This is a genomic window from Dyella sp., assembly GCF_035508675.1.
Lineage (GTDB): Bacteria > Pseudomonadota > Gammaproteobacteria > Xanthomonadales > Rhodanobacteraceae > Dyella_B.
The window spans coordinates 1-18,210 of the sequence record NZ_DATJMN010000104.1 but is presented as its reverse complement, the minus strand read 5'-3'; the positions used below and the strand labels follow the sequence as shown (position 1 = coordinate 18,210).

The 18,210-nt window shown below is 63.4% G+C and carries 16 protein-coding genes; 10 read left to right on the top strand and 6 right to left on the bottom strand.

Annotation, left to right across the window (positions count from 1 at the left end):
* The 4 genes from VMA74_RS06140 to VMA74_RS06125 all read right to left on the bottom strand — a co-directional run.
* On the bottom strand, positions 1 to 1,222 hold a 1,222-nt coding region (locus VMA74_RS06140), incomplete at its 3' end, for an ABC transporter permease (protein ID WP_325365755.1).
* Between the two features lie 12 nt (positions 1,223 to 1,234).
* Positions 1,235 to 2,557 carry an ABC transporter permease gene (locus VMA74_RS06135; RefSeq protein WP_325365754.1) on the bottom strand — a complete coding sequence of 441 codons (1,323 nt, stop codon included), beginning with the start codon at positions 2,555 to 2,557 and terminating at the stop codon, positions 1,235 to 1,237.
* 122 nt (positions 2,558 to 2,679) lie between these two features.
* Entirely contained in the window at positions 2,680 to 3,429 is a 750-nt protein-coding gene (locus tag VMA74_RS06130; protein WP_325365753.1) for a LytTR family DNA-binding domain-containing protein, read from the bottom strand.
* Positions 3,426 to 4,511 (bottom strand): sensor histidine kinase, encoded by a 1,086-nt coding sequence (locus tag VMA74_RS06125; protein ID WP_325365752.1) that lies wholly within the window; start codon positions 4,509 to 4,511, stop codon positions 3,426 to 3,428. The genes VMA74_RS06130 and VMA74_RS06125 overlap by 4 nt, the downstream gene beginning before the upstream one ends.
* 241 nt (positions 4,512 to 4,752) lie before the next feature.
* Between VMA74_RS06125 and VMA74_RS06120 the strand changes: the two genes are divergently transcribed.
* The 4 genes from VMA74_RS06120 (at position 4,753) to VMA74_RS06105 (ending at position 9,092) form a co-directional block, all read left to right on the top strand.
* Positions 4,753 to 5,265, top strand: coding sequence for a nuclear transport factor 2 family protein (locus VMA74_RS06120; protein ID WP_325365751.1), 513 nt, complete (start codon positions 4,753 to 4,755; stop codon positions 5,263 to 5,265).
* Between the two features lie 116 nt (positions 5,266 to 5,381).
* On the top strand, positions 5,382 to 6,002 hold the full coding sequence (locus VMA74_RS06115) for a hypothetical protein (protein ID WP_325365750.1): 621 nt from the start codon (positions 5,382 to 5,384) through the stop codon (positions 6,000 to 6,002).
* Between the two features lie 274 nt (positions 6,003 to 6,276).
* Positions 6,277 to 8,691 (top strand): PAS domain S-box protein, encoded by a 2,415-nt coding sequence (locus VMA74_RS06110; RefSeq protein ID WP_325365749.1) that lies wholly within the window; start codon positions 6,277 to 6,279, stop codon positions 8,689 to 8,691.
* 68 nt (positions 8,692 to 8,759) lie between these two features.
* On the top strand, positions 8,760 to 9,092 hold the full coding sequence (locus VMA74_RS06105; protein WP_325365748.1) for an EF-hand domain-containing protein: 333 nt from the start codon (positions 8,760 to 8,762) through the stop codon (positions 9,090 to 9,092).
* A gap of 76 nt (positions 9,093 to 9,168) precedes the next feature.
* On the opposite strand, the gene VMA74_RS06100 is transcribed toward VMA74_RS06105, so the two are convergent.
* Positions 9,169 to 9,525: a response regulator gene (locus tag VMA74_RS06100; protein WP_325365747.1), complete on the bottom strand. Its 357-nt coding sequence runs from the start codon at positions 9,523 to 9,525 to the stop codon at positions 9,169 to 9,171.
* 4 nt (positions 9,526 to 9,529) lie between these two features.
* Complete coding sequence (locus VMA74_RS06095) at positions 9,530 to 10,933, bottom strand: RAD55 family ATPase (RefSeq protein ID WP_325365746.1); 1,404 nt, start codon at positions 10,931 to 10,933, stop codon at positions 9,530 to 9,532.
* Positions 10,934 to 11,504: 571 nt separating this feature from the next.
* On the opposite strand from VMA74_RS06095, the gene VMA74_RS06090 reads away from it, so the two are divergent.
* The 6 genes from VMA74_RS06090 to VMA74_RS06065 form a co-directional block, all read left to right on the top strand.
* Positions 11,505 to 11,681, top strand: a complete 177-nt coding sequence (locus VMA74_RS06090; protein WP_325365745.1) for a hypothetical protein — start codon at positions 11,505 to 11,507, stop codon at positions 11,679 to 11,681.
* Positions 11,682 to 11,827: 146 nt separating this feature from the next.
* Complete coding sequence (locus VMA74_RS06085; protein ID WP_325365744.1) at positions 11,828 to 12,016, top strand: hypothetical protein; 189 nt, start codon at positions 11,828 to 11,830, stop codon at positions 12,014 to 12,016.
* A 388-nt stretch (positions 12,017 to 12,404) separates the two neighbouring features.
* Positions 12,405 to 14,669, top strand: coding sequence for a TonB-dependent receptor (locus VMA74_RS06080; protein ID WP_325365743.1), 2,265 nt, complete (start codon positions 12,405 to 12,407; stop codon positions 14,667 to 14,669).
* Between the two features lie 37 nt (positions 14,670 to 14,706).
* On the top strand, positions 14,707 to 16,701 hold the full coding sequence (locus VMA74_RS06075; RefSeq protein ID WP_325365742.1) for a serine hydrolase domain-containing protein: 1,995 nt from the start codon (positions 14,707 to 14,709) through the stop codon (positions 16,699 to 16,701).
* Between the two features lie 15 nt (positions 16,702 to 16,716).
* The gene (locus VMA74_RS06070) at positions 16,717 to 17,754 is read left to right on the top strand and encodes a dipeptide epimerase (RefSeq protein WP_325365741.1); all 1,038 of its coding nucleotides are present in this window, start codon (positions 16,717 to 16,719) and stop codon (positions 17,752 to 17,754) included.
* Positions 17,751 to 18,210 (top strand): oligopeptide:H+ symporter (locus VMA74_RS06065; protein ID WP_325365740.1); only part of this gene is annotated, 460 nt, incomplete at its 3' end. The genes VMA74_RS06070 and VMA74_RS06065, both read left to right, overlap by 4 nt.

Genomic DNA, 18,210 nt, shown 5'->3' with positions numbered 1-18,210 from the left:
GCGCATCCCTGGTCGCCTGCATCGGCGAAAGACGCGATGCGCGCCATGCCGGCACCAGCACGGCTGACTGCCCCAGCAACAGCAACGCAACCACGCCGACCACCACATAAGCCATCGACAGCCGCTGCATGCCGAAACGATCGATGAGCAGCGCATTGAGCGCCAGCGCAAGCATCGTTCCCACGCATACACCGCCCAGGCTGATCAGCAGATTCTCCATGCAGAAATAGCCAAGAATGTCGCGCTGCGTAGCACCCAGCGCCCGGCGCACGCCGATCTGCCGGCGTCGCTGTCCCACCCAGAAACTGGTCAAACCCACGATGCCGGCTGCCGTCGTGGCCAGCAGCACCACGCAGATCACCCCCATCAAGATGGCCATGCCGCGATCGCTACGGTATGCGCTGGCGCGAATCCGATCGTAGGTTTGCACATCTTCCGGCCCTATCACGCGCAAGGGATTGGCGGCGAACAGCGCTTGCGGGCCCGTCTGCGCGACACGTTCGAGCATGCCCGGCTGCGTCCGCACCAGATAGACCGTTCCACTGGCAAGCAGCCGGAATGGCACCAGCGTCGACTGCTCCACCCAGGCTTCGGAGTAACTGCCTATCCATGTTTGCATCCGCTCCACCACGCCAATGATGGTGCTCGGCGGCGCCGTGCCGATGCACAGCTGCCGCCCTACCGCTTGGCCACCCGGGAAAAGGCGATCCGCCAAGGCCTTGGTGATGATGATCACGTGCGGCAGCAAACTGTCGCGCGCTCCCATCTCGCCGATCTCGTCGGCACGGAAGTTGCGCCCGGCAACGAGCTGCAAACCAAGCGTTCCCAACGTGTGCTCATCGGCAAAGTAGATCGCCGTGGACGAAACCGGATTGCGCTGGTCCATCGTATAGCGAACCGTTTTCGACCAGCCGCCCTCGCCCAAGGGAAAGGCATTGCTGGCGTAGGCATCGACTACGCCCGGCACGCGGCGCAACGTGTCCAGATCGGACGCCATCAGCGCCGGCCATGACTGCGACGCCTGGCTACCGGGCCATTGATTCTGGATGGCCAGCACGTCGGCTTCGTCCACGCCGCTTGGCCGCGATAGACGAGCCACGCGCGCGTGAATGATGAACAATGCATTGCAGACAATCGCCAGCGTCAAGGCGATCTGCAGCACGATCAACGTCGTGCCGGCTTTGTGGTGCCATAGCGCAAATACAATGGGCCTGATCTGCATGGCGCGCCTGCCTTATTGGGATTTCAAATGCCACGAAGGCTGCACGTGCGCAGCCCGCCATGCCGGATAAAGTCCGGCCAGCAACGTTGCGAAGAGGGCTACCAGCACGGTCAAACCGATCAGACCCGTGGTGAGCCGTGCGAGCCTGGCGATGCCCGGATCGAACAGCAACTCCGTCCCGCGCACACCCATGCCCGTCAGCAACAGACCGAACAAACCGCCGGCGATCCCGATGGCTGCCGCCTCGGCCAGGAACTGGCCATAGATATGCCCGCGCGACGCACCCAGCGCCCGTCGCACACCGATCTCCCCGGCGCGCCGCATGATTTTGGCAAGCAGCAGACCCACCGTATTGACCAGGCAGACCAGCAGAAATGCCGCTGCCACCAGCAAGGACACCCTGGTCTCGGGCGGCACCACGCCCTCGTGATCCAGCCAGCCATTCAGATCGAACAGACGCACGTTGCTCGCCCATTGAAAGCGGCCGCTGCGCTGCTGCTCGTCAGCGTAATCACGCAGGAAACGGCGGTATCGCTGCACCGAGGCAGCATCGGGCAGTTCCACCCATAGCGAAACCCACACGCATTCCGACTGCAACCATCCACTCCAACCCGGCGCAACGGGTTTTGACGACACCGAGCAGTTGTTGTTGCCGTTGCTGCCGATGTGCAGGTCCACCGCACGCGTGAACGGCAAGTAGTAGTCCGGCGGGTCACCGAAACTGAAACCATTGTTGACGTCGAAAAATCGCGGCTGCGGATTCCAGTCGCCGACCACGCCCGCCACGCGATAGTCGTGACCATCCAGATTCAAGGTCCGTCCGACGCTGCTGCCGCCGCCGAACAGGCGTTGATTCAGGCGGCGGCTGATCACGATCACATTGGCGCGACGGTCGTCGTCGTCACTGCTCCAGCCGTGTCCCCGCTGAAACGGAACCTCGAACATCGCAAAGAAATCCGCATAGACGGCATAGCCTTGGGCAGCAAACGCGCGCTGCTGCAGGTATCCGTCCGGCAAGACGTTGCCGGCGATCGGATAGATGGCCGTTTGGCGCGCTCCCGCTTTCGCGCGCATCAAGGCCATCGCATCGGTGTAGGTCAATGCGTCGGGCAGGCGATTGCGCGCGGCCCGCTTCTGCGGGCCGGCATTGTCGATCTGCGCCACGAACAGCCGTGCGGAACGGTCCGGCAACGGATCGCCCGATACCGCGCGAAACACGGCATACGTCGTCATGGACGCGGCCACGCCGATGCCCATGATGACGACCATCAGCACGGTCAGGCCCGGACTGCGCTTGAAGCTGTGCAATGCAAGTTGCAAGTAGTAATTGAGCATCGACGTGCCGCTCCTGGACCGGTCACAGCCGCCAAGGTGGCGTATGCCGTCCAGCCCAGCACCCTTTTCAGGGCAAACGGCCCATCGGCAGGGGCTAGCGGTCACCCCGTGGCGGCCAGCGGTCAGCGCAGCCGCAAGGCGCTGCGCGCGGCGTTCCGAAACCGCCGGCTCAAATCGAGCCGCGTGCCGTCGTGCAGTACCACTTCCGCATGCCCCTGGAACAGCGTGTGCACTTCGCGGATGCGATTCATGTTGACCACGATGCTGCGGTGGATGCGCAGGAAATGGCCGGGGTCCAGCGACGTATAAAGCGCACGCAAGGTTTCACGGTGCAGGTAGGTCGCACCGTTGGCGTGAATGCGCACGTAGTTGTCGTCGGCACGGATCCAGTCGATATCCGCGGCGGGAATCACGATGGTGCGCTCGCCCAGCTGCACGCTGATGCGCTTGGCGTAACCGCCGTCCCCGGCTACCGCACCCGCATGCTGCATCAATCCGTATCCGTGTTTGCGGACCCGGTCCATGGCCTGGTCGAAGCGGGACTGGTCGATCGGCTTGAGCACGTAATCGATGGCATTGGCGTCAAACGCCTGCAGCGCGTGCTCGGCGAACGCCGTGGTGAATACGACCAGCGGAAACGATTCGGCTGGTACGCCGTCGCGCAACAGGCTGAAGCCGTCGCCGCCTGGCATCTGAATATCGAGAAACAGCAGATCCGGCCGCAACGTCGCAATCGCCTGTGCCGCTTCCTGCACGTTGCCGCATTCCCCGACAATCTCCACGTCCACATGGCTGGCAAGCGCCTGGCGCAAGGCGACGCGCGCAAGGATTTCATCGTCCACCAACAAGGCACGCCAGCGCAGGCTGCTCATGCGCCGCTCTCCACAAACGGGAAGCGCAGCGCCACATGCGTGCCGCCGCCCGAACGCGGCGTGAGATCCAGGCTCGCCTTGTCGCCGAACATCGCTCGCAATCTGGCGCGGGTATTGCTCAGGCCAACGCCTTCCACGGCGCCGGTGGACGGCAGGCCCAGGCCATCGTCTTCCACGCACAGCTGCAGTTCGTCCTCGATGCGCCGCGCGATGATACGCAGCGCGCCGCCGTCGTTCTTGCTCAGCAGGCCGTGGCGCAAAGCGTTTTCCACCAGCGGCTGCAGGATCAGGCTCGGCACCATCGCGTTGCCGGTATCGCCGACATCCACGTGCGTCACCAGCCGATCCTGGAAACGCACTTGCTGGATGCCCAGGTAGGACTCCAGAAACTGCACCTCGCGCGATAGCGGCACCTGTTGCACGTGGCGTTCTTCCAGCGTCAGCCGCAGAAAATCGCTGAGCCGCGCAATCATCAGCTTCGCCTGCTGCGGATCGGCCACGGTCAGGGCGGAAATCGCATTGAGCGTATTGAACAGAAAATGCGGTTGCAGCTGCATGCGCAACACCTGCAATTGGGATTGCGCCAGCTGCGTTTCCAACTGCGCGCTGCGGTAGCGCTCGTCCCGCAAGGAACGCCAGGATGCGAAACCGCGCAGCACCACCAGCATCATCCAATAGGTCAGCAGCGCCAGATGAAACTTGTAGATGCCTTCGTTACGCAGCAAATCACCTAACGTGAGCACATTCCCCCTGGGGCTGGGGCCGCACCACCAGAAGAACAGCAGCAACATCACCGCACTCTGCAGCACGGCAAGCCCGATGCTGCTGGGAATATGCAGCAGCCAGAACCGGCGCCATCCATGCGCGCCCAGCCGGCCCAGCCAGCTCACCAGCGGGGTCAGCGCCATCCACAGATAGAAATCGATCAGGTTCCACGACAATGCGCGATACCAGGCAACCGGATGACCTTCGCTGATGCCGCCAAGCACCGAACTGGCCGCGTACGACAACGCCAGCACGGTCCAGAAACCGAATGCCAGGCCGAAGGTTTTCAGTTTATGCGCGCGGGTTGGATCGTGCATGCCTCTCCGCCTTCCACCGGTCTGCGCCACGGTAGCCAACGCAGCGCTAGTGTGCGGGCTATGCACCCGCTTGGGAAGCGCCGCCCTCCCGTGCTGCACGCACATTGATGCATGCAACCGTTCGCCTCGGGCAATCGACCGCTCGCCCCAGAACTGGCGCGCTCGTCACAAACCGCGAGCCGGCTCGCCAAACAGCCTCGATGCTCGGCGCACTTACGGTGGCCTTCGAGAGGATGCATCCATGACGATCTTCACCCTGTCCCGCGCGGTTGCCATGACAGCGGCCATCGCGTTCGCGTGTCTGCTCCTCACGCCACGAATCACGCCCGTCCACGCACAGGACACCACGCCGGCGGCCGACGAAACGCTGCCGACAGAAGCCGGGGTGATGGCGGTCGACAATCACTGGACCCTCGCTGAAGAAATGGGCGACACGGCGTGGCTTGAGCAGATGCTGCTGCCTGACTATCGCTCGGTGGGCAACGACGGCAAAGCACATCCCAAAGCCGCGATCATTGCCGGCGCGGCCAAGCGCAAGGGCACCAGCCTGGCGCAGGCCAAGGCGGAATGGGCGGCATATCAGCGGCAGCATCCGATCGGCAGCACGGTGGTCGTGCGCGGCAATACGGCTATCGTGACGTTTTACGATCCGGCATCGGGGCCGCAGAATGGCGTGCGATCGTCGGATGTTTTCATCTATGTCGACGGTCATTGGCACGCGCTGTATTCGCAGCATACGGCGGTACGCACGTAGGACCGGCGCCTGCGGGGCCGGGATGGCCATGCCAGCAACACTGAAGTTCCGGCCATGCCGGCCGATACCCTGGATGAGCGCGGCCCAACACCGCGCGGCCGTAACCAGGAGACCGCATGATCAGCGCCCGCCCCAATCTTGCTTACCTCAAGGCCGCCTGGGCGGCTCACGCCAGCATCAGCGCGGAGAACTGTCGCCAGGGCTATGACGAGGCCGGCATCTCGTTCGAGCGCGTCAATCACTCCTGGATCGTGCGCAAGAATGGCACGCAGGTTTCCACCATGCCGCTGCGCCACACGCGGCAGGAGCTGCGCATGGGTTTTCTGGGCCGCATCGAGATGGAGGCGCGCAGGGCTGCCGCGGAAATCGAGGCCGCGCTGCTGCGCGATCTTGCGCTGCCGGACGACCACATGCTGATCGTGGAGCTGGAGGAATCCATGCGCCATCTGCGCCGCCGCGGCAGCCGCGCGCTGGCGATCTTCATTGCACCCACCGCCGAGGCGGACCTGTCCAGCCGCGTGGGGGTCGAGATCCAGGCCTTTCTGGATGCCCCCAGGGCGTGCCTGTACGCCCATGCGATGGACGCCGATGGCTATGCCGGCGCCGATCTGCTGGCGACCTGCGCCAAGCGCGATCGCCACCCGCGTGCGGCCACGTATGGTGAATTGGGGCAGCGCATCGTGGCCACGCTGCATGCCGCCCTGGAAAGGCACCTGGCCTCACAGCCCGCTGGCTAACCCTTTTGCCCGCCGCCGGGCGTACCATCGTTCACGACTTTTTCACTGCCAGAGGAGGCATCGTCATCCACCTTTAGGAGCGATGCTCCGAGCTTAAGGTCCGCGTCGACGCTATTCGGAGCGGATCGTCTTTCCGGCGAAGGTTTGGAGTCCTGGCGATCGGAAGGTCCTTGAGTTCGGAGCATTGCCTTTAGAAGCCTGCCGGACGTGCGTGGTCGAAGCGATGTCGACTGCGGCAGGCGTGTCAGCAGGGTTTAGTAAAAAGGCGTGCAGCGTGTTGAAAGAGCTACAAACCACGGCGGCACATGCCCCCGTGCCGTCGGACCAGAATTTGTTGAACAGCCTGCCGCTGGCGATTTACACCACCGACGCGCAGGGGCGCATCACGTTCTTCAACGACGCCGCCGCAGCATTTGCCGGGCGGCAGCCCGCGCTCGGCGAAATGTGGTGCGTGACGTGGCGGCTGTTCTGGCCCAATGGCGCACCGCTTCCACACGATCAATGCCCGATGGCGATCGCGCTGCGCGAACGCCGCCCGGTACGCGGCATGGAGGCGCTGGCGGAACGCCCGGACGGCAGCCGCGTGCCGTTCATGCCTTATCCCACGCCGCTGTTCGATGAAAACGGCGAGCTGATCGGCGCGATCAACGCGTTGGTGGATCTGAGCGATCAGAAACACGCACAGGCGCAGTCTGCCCAAGCCCAGACGCTGGCGGCCCAGTACCCCGAATCGGCGGAGAAACAGACCTCGATGGCGGACAGCGTGGCCCGCACCCAGCGCGATTTCGAACTGCTGGTACGCAGCGTCACCGATTATGCGATCTTCATGCTGGACCCCACCGGCCACGTCAGCAGTTGGAACAGCGGCGCGGAGCGCATCAAGGGCTATCGCGCCGAAGAAATCATCGGCCAGCATTTCTCGCGGTTCTACACCCAGGAAGACCAGGAGAGCGCCGTGCCGCAGCGCGCCCTCACCACGGCGTTGCACGAAGGCCGCTTCGAAACGGAAGGTTGGCGCGTGCGCAAGGATGGCACACGCTTCTGGGCGAATACGGTGATCGATCCGGTATGGGACACCGGCCGGCTGGTCGGCTTCGTCAAGGTCACGCGCGATGCCACCACGCGCCGCAACGCGGAGCTGGCGCTGTTCGAAAGCGAACGCCGTTTTCGCGGCATTGTGAACACCGCACTGGATGCGTTTGCGCAGATCGACGAATCCGGCCGCATTACCGAATGGAACCCCCAGGCGCAAGAACTGTTCGGTTGGCCGCGCGAACAAGTACTGGGCAAGCCGCTGGCCACGTTGTGCTTTCCGTCCGGCGATACGGCTGCACCGGAATGGCTGGCTTCGGCATGGCAGGAAAAACAGCTGCGGCAAACGCATCCGTTCACCGCCATGACGCGTTCGGGACGGCGCTTCACCGCCGAATTGAACGCCAGCGTACTTACCTTGGCGTCCGGTCCGCTGATGAACATCTTCATGCGCGACCTGACCGAAAAGATCCAGATGGAAGCCCAGCTGCGCCAATCACAGAAGATGGAAGCGCTGGGCCAGCTCACCGGCGGCATCGCGCACGACTTCAACAACATCCTGCAAGCGATTTCCAGCTCGCTGGAGGTGCTGGAAATCATCAGCCGGCGCGAGCAGCTCAGCACGGGCCAGCGGCACATCCATAATGCACTCAGCAGCGTGCGGCGCGCCGCGGGGCTCACCCATCGCCTGCTCGCCTTCGCGCGCCGCCAGGCGCTGGACCCGCAAGCCGTGGACGTCGGCGTGCTGATCGCCGGCATGAGCGAACTGCTGCGGCACTCGATCGGCGAACAGATCACGCTGGAACTGGTGCTGCCCAATGAACTGTGGACGGCGCACTGCGATGCGAACCAGCTAGAGAACGCCATCCTCAACCTGGCCATCAACGCGCGCGATGCGATGCCCCGAGGCGGGCGCCTGCGCATCGAGGCATCCAACGTCTACGGTGACGATCCGTCCGGCTTCAACGTCCTGGATCCGGGAAGCTGCTATGTAAAGATCGTGGTGGCCGATAGCGGCACCGGCATGCCGTCGGATGTGAAGGAACGTGCGTTCGATCCGTTCTACACCACCAAGCCGGTCGGCCAGGGTACCGGGCTTGGCCTGTCGATGGTGTACGGCTTCACGCGCCAATCCGGCGGCCATTGCGCGATCGAAAGCGAACTGGGCGAAGGCACGCGCATCATTCTGCTGCTGCCGCGCTATGTCGGCCCGGTAGAGCCGCGCGTGGAACCCATGGCCGCCATCGGCTCGCCGGCAGCCAGCGGCGAACACATCCTGCTGGTGGAAGATCAGGAAGTGATCCGCGGGGTGATCACCGAAGTGCTCAACAAGCTCGGTTATGTGGTGACCCAGGCGTCGGATGGCCTGGAGGGCTTGTCGATCGCGATGGCGGGCGAAACCTTCGACCTGATCATCACCGACATCGGCCTGCCCGGCGTTAGCGGGCGCAGCCTGGCCGACACCGTGCGCAGCCGGCGGCCGGAGGTGCCGGTATTGCTGATCACCGGCTACGACCCCAGCGCCATGCATGCCTCGCCGAGCCTGCCTGCCGGCATGGCGCTGCTGTCCAAGCCGTTCAACGTGGAAACGCTGAGCGAGCAGGTACGGCAGCTGATCGAATGGCGTCACGCGCAACGCGAACCCGGGAGTGCCTGACGCGACGACAAAGCGGATGCATGCCGCGTTGTATCGTCCCGCCACGCTACGCCGAGCGGAGAAGAGCCATGATGATGCGATCTGCACGCGCCGTGCCTGCCCTCGCCCTTGCCGCTGGTTTGCCGACGGCGCTGCCAGCGCAGCGAGGGCTCAACGAGCTGGGCCGCAACATGAAAATGCTGGACAAGAACTTCGACGCCGCCGACCGGAACCACGATGGCATGCTCACGCGCCAGGAAGCGCAGGCAGCGCCCTTTTTTGCACGGCACTTCGATGCCATCGATGCGGAGAATCGCGGTGAGGTGTCGAAGCAGGATGTGCATGCGTATGTGGCGCGGCCATTGAAGAGCACGTCGAGGAAAAACACGCCGACGTCGGCAGGGTCTGCCTCGCATCCGTAATAGTGCCGTGACCGGCTGATTCCCCTACCTGCAAGACTCACTCATTGCGTGACGACACGCACCGGCAGCGGCTCAATCACATCTTCGCCCGCAAATGTTCCAACGCGCTGATCAACGCATTGGCGCTATAGGGCTTGCTCATAAACAAGTCGTAACGCGCATGATGCGGCGGAAACTGCGACTCCGGCAGCGCGCTGCACAGAATGATCGGGCCGGCGTACCCGGCGTCCCGCGCTTTTTCGATCATCTCCAGTCCGGACATCATCGGCATCATGAAATCGGTGATGATCAGTTGCGGCTGTTCCTGCAGGATGATGTCCAATCCGTAGCGACCGTTGGAGGCCGTCGTGACGTGATAGCCGCAATATTCCAGCAGCTCACTGGTCACCATGGCGACATCCGGGTCGTCCTCCACCAATAGGATTCGTAACATCGGCTCAATCCGCCTGATCGGAACCGGTAGCCTTGGGGTCCAGGCCTAGCGCAAGCCCCTGCTCTTCCATGTAGAACGGCTGCACGCGCGGGTCGAAGTGCCGATCGCGCATCTTGATGATGGATATGTAGCGTTGATGCGTGTGATGACGGCGCGAAATGTTGAGCACGATCACATTATCGACCATGGCCGACAGTTCATCGCTCGGCATGGCACGATCGACTTCCATCTCTGCGCATTCCTGCGTGTACACCACGGTGGCTCCGCAATCGCGCAATTGCAGACTCAGCGCATTGATCAGATAAGGCAGGCGTTCGCGATAGACCAGGCTGTCGCGCAACACTACGATGCCATCGATGAAAACACGCTTGGCTCCGATCGCTTTGGCGTGCTGCACGATGCCATGCGCCACCTCGTCGACGATCAGCTCCGCCGGCGACAACCATAGCAAGCGCAACACGTTCTGATCGGCCAGATGATCCAGGTCGAAACCCAGCTCCCGCGCACGTGCGCGCAGCCGGGTCGGGCTCTCGTAGAAGCCAAGCATCAACGCCGGCGCCTGCTTCGTGGCTTGCGCCACGAAGTACATGCCCAGCGTGGTTTTGCCCGAGCCGGTAGGTCCCAGGATCAACGTCGCCGATTCCGCAGGAAGACCGCCACCCAGCAGCCGGTCGAGATCCGGCAGGCCGGTGCTGACGCCGGTATTCGGATGTGGGCGCGGCGGCATGTCGCTGATGCAGCTTTCAATGCGTGGATACACCTCCACGCCGTTCGCGCTGATACGCAGGCGGTGCTTGCCGCCCAGCACTTGCGCGCCGCGATGCTTGCGCACCTGGATCGTCTGCACGGCGCGGTAGTCGAAGGTGTCGTTGTTCATCTCGATCCAGCCATCGACCATCGTGTGCTCGGGGCTGCTCACTTCACGCGCCTGATGCGTCAGCATCACCAGCACGGCACCGGCCAGGCTCGCGACGCCCTGCAAGGTGTGGATGAAGGAACGGAATTCGTTTTCCGACGCCACCGACTGCGCCACGAACGTGCCATCCAGCACCATCGCGGTGGCGTCATGACGCTTCAGCTCATGCTGGACCAGCTTCAGCAGGCCCGACAGTCCTTCCCTTTCCAGCACGCCGTAGGCGCTGATGTACTCCATGCTCGCCGGCACGGCATGGCGGTCGAAGAACGCCATCTGGCTCATGTAATTGAGCATGCGAGCGCTCGATTCGGCCAGCAGCGACATATACAGCGCGCGTCCGCCGGCACGAATGTGCGCGTAGCAGAATTGATTGGCAAGCAGGGTTTTGCCGGCGCCGGGCGGCCCTTGGATGATATACGCCGAACCTCGCAGGAAGCCGCCGCCCATCAGACGATCCAGCCCTTCCACGCCGGTCGAGATTTTTTCCATCATCTAGCCGTTCTCCCCGCTTTTCGTCGATGGATCATACGGATTCTTTACCCGCAGCAACAATGCCGGGCGGCGTGGTAAGCGACGGTGGAGCCATCACGCAGCCGTCGTCACACCACGCTGGGTATGATCCCGCGTACCTGGGCCGGGTTATCGGGGAAATGCTGATCAAATGCAGCGTCCTTGCACGGGTGCTTGCGCTGTCGACCAGCGCCGCCTTTGCGCCGGCCACACATCCGGCGTGCAGCACATCAACCCTTCTACCTTGAGCGCGCCGCACGGCTACGCCCATGTCATCACGGCCGATTCCGCAATTGTTGCAGGACACCGAGGGCGTACAGTTCCGGGCAGCTTTCCTGGATCGGGTCAACGATCCGCGGCGATGTGCCCATCGATCACTTTGATTGGGTGACCGAACGCATCTACGAAGTGCCGGCGGACTATGGCATTTCCCCTCCCTCGCACTGGATCCTGGCGGCGGCCGCCAGCGCCAACTGAACGGATTCAAGCTCTCCGCCCACGGGTCGATAAAGTTCCCAGGGTCCCAATGTTGCGGGACCTTGGGAGTTCCATCATGACTACTTCATCCGTCGTCGCAGCCCTGATGCTGCACAACCAATCCTGCTCTCAATGCCGCATGGGCGAACCGTGCGTGGTGACCGAGCGCATCCTCGACGAATGGCTGCACCGCCAGGCCGCCGCCCAGGTCGAAGCCAGCACATCGGCATGGCCTGCCGAAGATGCCGCCTGAGCGGCTTAGCGCCTGACTAAATACTCTGCGCAGCGCACGTAACGCCGGAGCGCTGTCAGGCGTTACGTGGGCTAAGCAGAGACTTTGGACAAGCTCTAAGCTAGCCCCACTCCCACGAGGGAGCCAACGGGAAAAGTGAGGGGTCTATGTATTCGCATCCATTGTTTGGTGGATTGCTCGCCGGCATTCTGGCCGTGATACCTGTCTGGAAGATCGTCTCGAAAGCCGGCTACCACGGTGCTTGGTCACTGCTGATCTTCGTGCCGCTGGTGAACTTCATCATGATGTACGTGTTTGCGTTCAGTCAGTGGCCGATGGAACGCGGGCGCTCATAAAACTCGTCTCGCTGGATTAATCAGAGCATCCTTAGATTCGTCGTCCCGACGAAGCGGATTGCCTGAAGTTTCCTGACTAGTACCGAACCTCAGCTCACGGCATACACCCCCTCCCCTGCGGCAGCAGGGGAGGGTCGGGGTGGGGTTGCTTGTGCTTTAGCGTGCAACGCATCTCGCCGTGATGCTTGGCGACAAGAAGCACATCTCGACGACATCTGATTCCCTTCGCTCGCACCCCACCCTAACCCTCCCCTACTTCGCAGGGGAGGGGACGCATGCCGGCGAGCGTCAGATCCCGAATGTTACTTAGATACCATTGACACACAAATGTTATCTTGATACCAATTGACCCACGGGCTGTCCGTATCTCGGGGAAGGGGTCGTGGGCATGATTGGTTCGCCGTACATTCGCCGCCGTCTTTGCACGGCCGTCGTCGTGGGCCTGATGAGCCCGCTGTGCGCCATCGCGCAAACGCAACAAGACGCCAACGCTGCACCCAGCACGCAGCAAAAAGCCGGCAAGCAGCAAACCGCGCAACTGGGCACCATCATCGTCACCGCCAACAAGCGCGAAGAGCGCGTGCAGGACGTGCCGATGGCGGTATCCGTGCTGGACGACACGCAACTGCAGCGCCAAAACGCGCTCAGCTTTACCGACTACGCCGCGCAGGTGCCGGGACTTAACGTCATCTCCTCCGGCGAAGGCTGGACACAGCTCGTATTGCGCGGCATCACCTCCGGCGGCAGGCAGCCCAATGCCACCGTGGGCACGTACATCGACGACACGCCGTTCGGTTCGAGCACCGTTTATTCGGCCGGCAGCGTGCTGACGCCGGATCTCGATCCGGCCGATCTGCAGCGCATCGAGGTGCTGCGCGGCCCGCAAGGTACGTTGTATGGGTCGAACACGCTCGGCGGCCTGATCAAGTTCGTCACCACGCCGCCGGATGCAAGCCAGGCCAGCGCGCGTGTCGGCTTCGATACCAGCAGCGTGGCGGGCGGCGGCAGCGGCTACGGCGTACATGCCATGGCCAATCTGCCACTGATCGCCGACAAGCTGGCCCTGCGCGTGAACGTGTACAACCGCGACGATCCCGGCTACATCGACAACGTCACCACCGGCAAAAAACAGATCGACGAGGCCCGGGTCAGCGGCGGCCGCGCGCAGTTGCTGTGGACACCCAGCGACAAGCTATCGGTGCGTTTCTCCGCGCTGGCGCAGAACCTCAACAGCGATGGGCTTGCCAACCAGGGCATCGACATCAACCCTGCCACCTTGCAGCCGGTGTATGGCTGGCCGAACCAGGCGCGCGCCGCCGGCACCGGCATGTTCAAGATCAAATACCGCCTTTACGACCTGACAGTGAACGCGGACTTCGGCTGGGCCAGGCTGGTTTCCACCACCAGCTACGGCACGCTGCGCTTCAACGAAAACACCGATATCACCACCCTCTACGGGCCGGTGTTGAATCCGCTGTTCGGGCTCGCCAACGGCGGCTACTCCGAATTGCAGCCGATTGCGCTGAACAAGGTGACGCAGGAACTGCGCCTGCAATCGCCGGCCGATCAAACCTGGGAGTGGCGCGCCGGCCTGTTCTTCACGCACGAACACACCACCGACAACCAGAGCATCCTCAGCTTCGATGCCAGCACCGGCGCACCCATCGCCCTGCCGCCGCTGGGGCTCATCGCCGAGGGGCCGGCCATCTTCCGCGAATGGGCCGGCTATGGCGATCTCACCTGGCACGCCACCTCGCAACTCAGCGTGATGGTGGGCGCACGCTACAGCAATGATCAAACCTCATACACGCAAACCAGCAGCGGCCTGCTGATCGGCAACACGGACTTCACCATCCGCGGCACCGATCATCCGGTCACTTACCTGTTCAACCCCAGCTACAAATTCAGCGACGATGTGATGGCGTACGTGCGCGTCGCCTCGGGTTTCCGCCCTGGCGGCCCGAACGTGGGCGTGCCGCCCAACCTGGGCGCACCGCTGACCTTCGAGCCGGACAAGCTGGTGAACTACGAGCTGGGCATGAAATCGCTGCTGCTCGACAAGCGCATGAGCATCGAAGGCGATGTGTTCTATATCGACTGGAGCAAGGTACAGCTCACCACCACGGTTGCCGGCATCAGCTTCCTGGGCAACGGCGGCAAGGCGACCAGCAAGGGCGCGGAGCTGAGCTGGACGTTCCGCCCGCTGCGCGGGCTCACGCTTTCGGCCAACGCCACCTACACCAAGGCGCAGCTGGCCGCCGATACGCCAACCGGCAGCATCTACGGCTTGAAAGGCGATGCGCTGCCCTACGTGCCGAAGTGGACCGCCAACCTCGGCGCGGATTACGACTTTCCCATCAGCGGCGACTGGTCCGGTTTCGTCGGCGGCAACTTCAGCTACCTCGGCGCACGCGCCTCGGAGTTCAATCCGGTGCCCGGGCCACGTCTGCGCTTGCCTGCCTACAACAATCTCGACCTGCACGCGGGCGTGAATGTGTCCAGTTGGACCGTCGAGGTGTACGCCAAGAACCTCGCGAACAAGCGCGGCATCACCGCCGTGTGGCCGGAAACGATCAACCCGCTCGCCAGTCCGTTCCAGGCCACGTACCAGACGCCGCGCACCGTCGGCATGTCCGCCACCCTGGATTTCTAGGCTTTTTTTCAATGCATTCCCTGCATGGAGTCTCCGCATGAACCGCCATGTACAACGCCTGGTGGCCCTGCTTGCCGGCTTCGCCGCCAGCATGGCCATGGCGCAAACCACAACGCCGCCGCCACTGGGGCCTACCACTTCGGCACCACAACCGGCTACGAACATGGAAACAACGCCACCGGCGATGACGCAACAAGACGTCGCCGCCTTCTTCGACGGACTGGTGCCCTTCGCACTGCAACGCAGCGATATCGCCGGCGGCGTGATCATCGTGGTGAAGGACGGCAGCGTGCTGTTCGCCAAGGGCTACGGTTACGCCGATCTCGCGCACCGCACGGTACCGTCGCCGGACAGCACGCTGTTCCGACCCGGCTCGATCTCCAAGCTGTTCACCTGGACCGCGGTGATGCAACTGGTGGAGCAAGGCAAGCTGCAACTGGATCGCGACGTCAACGACTACCTCGACTTCAAGATTCCCGCGTATCAAGGCAAGCCCATCACCCTGCGCAACCTGATGACGCATACGCCGGGTTTCGAAGATACCGCCAAGGGTTTGCTGCCGGCGTCCGTGGATGAGGTGAACCTGGAGCGCTACCTCAAGACGCATCTACCCGCGCGCATTTTTCCGCCGGGCGAGATCGTGGCCTATTCCAACTACGGCTGCGGTTTGGCCGGCTATATCGTGCAGCGCGTGTCCGGCGAACGCTTTGAGGACTATGTGGCCAATCACATCTTCCAGCCGCTGCAGATGACGCATTCCAGCTTTGCGCAGCCGCTGCCGCCATCGCTGGCGGCGATGATGTCCAAGGGCTACAAAAGCGCCTCGGATGGCACGCCGCAGCCGTTCGAGCTGGTCGATCCCGCGCCGGCCGGCTCGATGAGCACCACCGCCGAGGACATGGCGCATTTCATGATCGCGCAGTTGCAGAACGGCCAGTACGGCAACGCGCGCATTTTGCAGCCGGCAACCGCCGAGCTGATGCACAGCCAGCAATACGTGCCGGCGCCGGGCATCAACGGTTTCGACCTGGGCTTTTACCAGGAGAACCGCAACGGCCTGCGCATCATCGGCCATGGCGGCGATACGGTGTTCTTCCATAGCGACCTGCATCTGCTGCTGGACCAGCACATCGGCGTGTTCATGTCGTTCAACAGCTCCGGCAGCGCGGAAGCGCATGGCACGCTGATGGTGCGCACGGCGATCTTCGATGCCTTCCTCGATCGCTACTTCCCGTACACGCCGCCCTCGCAACCGACACTGCCAAGCGCGAAGGCGGATGCGGCGAAAGTGGTCGGCTGGTACCAAGCCAGCCGCCGCAACGAAAGCGCCTTGCGCATGCTTTATCTCACCGGCCAGGTCAACGTCGGCGCGCAGCCGGACGGCACGCTGGTGGTTTCCTTTCTCACCGACTACGCCGGCCAGCCTTTGAAGTGGCGTGAAGTCAGGCCGCTGCAATATCGCGAAGTGAACGGGCAGGACAAGCTGGCCTTCGTCACCAACCCGGACGGCAGCATCCGCTACTGGGCCACCGATTACCTGCCCGGCGTGGAAGTGTTCCAGCGCGTGCCGGGTTTCAAGAGCCTGGGCTGCGTGGGCGTGTTGGTCGTCATCGCCATCGTGGTGATGCTGGCGACGATGCTGATCTGGCTGGCCGGCTGGCTGGTGCGCCGCCATTACCGCCGCGTGCTCGATTTGCCGGCCGCCTTGCTGCGCACGCGCCGGCTATCACGCCTTGGCACGCTGGCCATGCTGGTCAGCGTGCTGGGCTGGGTAGCGTTGCTGGTTGCTGCAGGCATTGACGAGAACGTATTGCTGCATGGCGCGGCCACGCCGTGGATGCTGCTGCTCTACGTGCTGGGCGTGATCGCGCTGCTGGGCGCGGTCGCCATCGTCATCCACACCTGGTGCAACCGGTCTGCCGCGCGCAGCCGTTGGGTGCGCGCAGGCGAGATAGTGCTGGCGGTGGCGGCCATTTACCTGGCCTGGTTCATCCTGGCCTTTGGCCTGGTCAGCTTCAACCTGCACTACTGACAAGGGGAAGCGAACATGACCAAGCTATGGCAGGCGCCACTGAAACTCAGCGCCTATATCGAAAAACGCCCGCTGACGCAGGCCTTCCACATCACCGGCTACACCTTCACCGAAAGCGAGGTGCTGGTGGTGTGCCTGCAGGATGGCGAACGGATGGGGCGTGGCGAGGGCCTGGGCGTGTACTACCGCCGCGACACGCCGGCCTCGATGCTCAAACAGATCGAAGCAGTGCGCGACCGCATCGAATTGGGCATCACGCGCGAGCAATTGCAAAGCCTGCTGCCGGCCGGCGGCGCACGCAATGCGCTGGATTGCGCGCTGTGGGATCTGGAAGCCAAGCGCGAAGGCAAGCCGGTGTGGCAACTGGCCGGCATGCCCGCACCGCAACCGCTGCTGACCACCTTCACCTTGAGCGCCGACGAGCCGGAAGCGATGGCCGAAAGCGCACGCCAGCTCAGCGACGCGCGCGCACTCAAGCTCAAGCTCACCAACGACCATCGCAATGCCGAACGCGTACGCGCGGTGCGCGCAGCGCGCCCTGGCGCGTGGATGATGGTGGATGCCAACCAGGGCTTCACCCGCGCCTCGTTGCTGGAAGCCTTGCCGGCGTTCGTAGAAGCAGGCGTCGCGGTGGTGGAGCAACCCTTTCCCGTCGGCAAGGAAAGCTGGCTCGATGGCTTGAACTCCCCGATTCCGCTGGCCGCGGACGAAAGCGTGCAGGATCATCGCGATCTGCAGAACATGGTGGGCCGTGTGCAGGTGATCAACATCAAGCTGGACAAATGCGGCGGCCTTACCGAAGCATTGACGATGGCGCGGATGGCGCGCGAACTCGGCTTCAAGCTGATGGTGGGCAACATGGGCGGTTCCTCGTGGTCGATGGCGCCGGCCTTCGTGCTGGGCTCGCTGTGTACGGTGGTGGACCTGGACGGGCCGGTGTACGTGCAGACCGATCGCACGCCGGGGGTCCGTTATCAGGATGGGCGGATCTGGTGTCCGGACAGCGTGTGGGGCGGACCGGCGGCGACCGCGGATGACGGCAAGGCCGCATGATGCCCACGACAACACCGCGCGAGCGCAACTGGTTCGGCCATCCACCCGGCCTCACCATCCTGTTCCTTACCGAAATGTGGGAGATGTTCTCCTTCTTCGGCATGCGGGCGCTGCTGGTCTACTACATGACCAAGCACCTGGACATCCAGCAGGAATTCGCCTCGCTGATCTACGGCGCCTATGCGGCCTTCGTGTACTTCACGCCGGTGTTCGGCGGCATCGTGGCCGACCGCTGGCTGGGCAAGCGCAAGGCGGTGATCATCGGCGGCGCGACGATGGCGCTGGGGCATTTCATGATGGCCTTCGAGCCGCTGTTCTATCCCGCGCTGGCCACCATCGCGCTGGGCAACGGGCTGTTTCTTCCCAGCCTGGCCAGCCAGATCGAAGGGCTGTACCGCGACGGCGATCCGCGCAGCAAGAGCGCGTACAACGTCTACTACGTGGGCGTGAATCTCG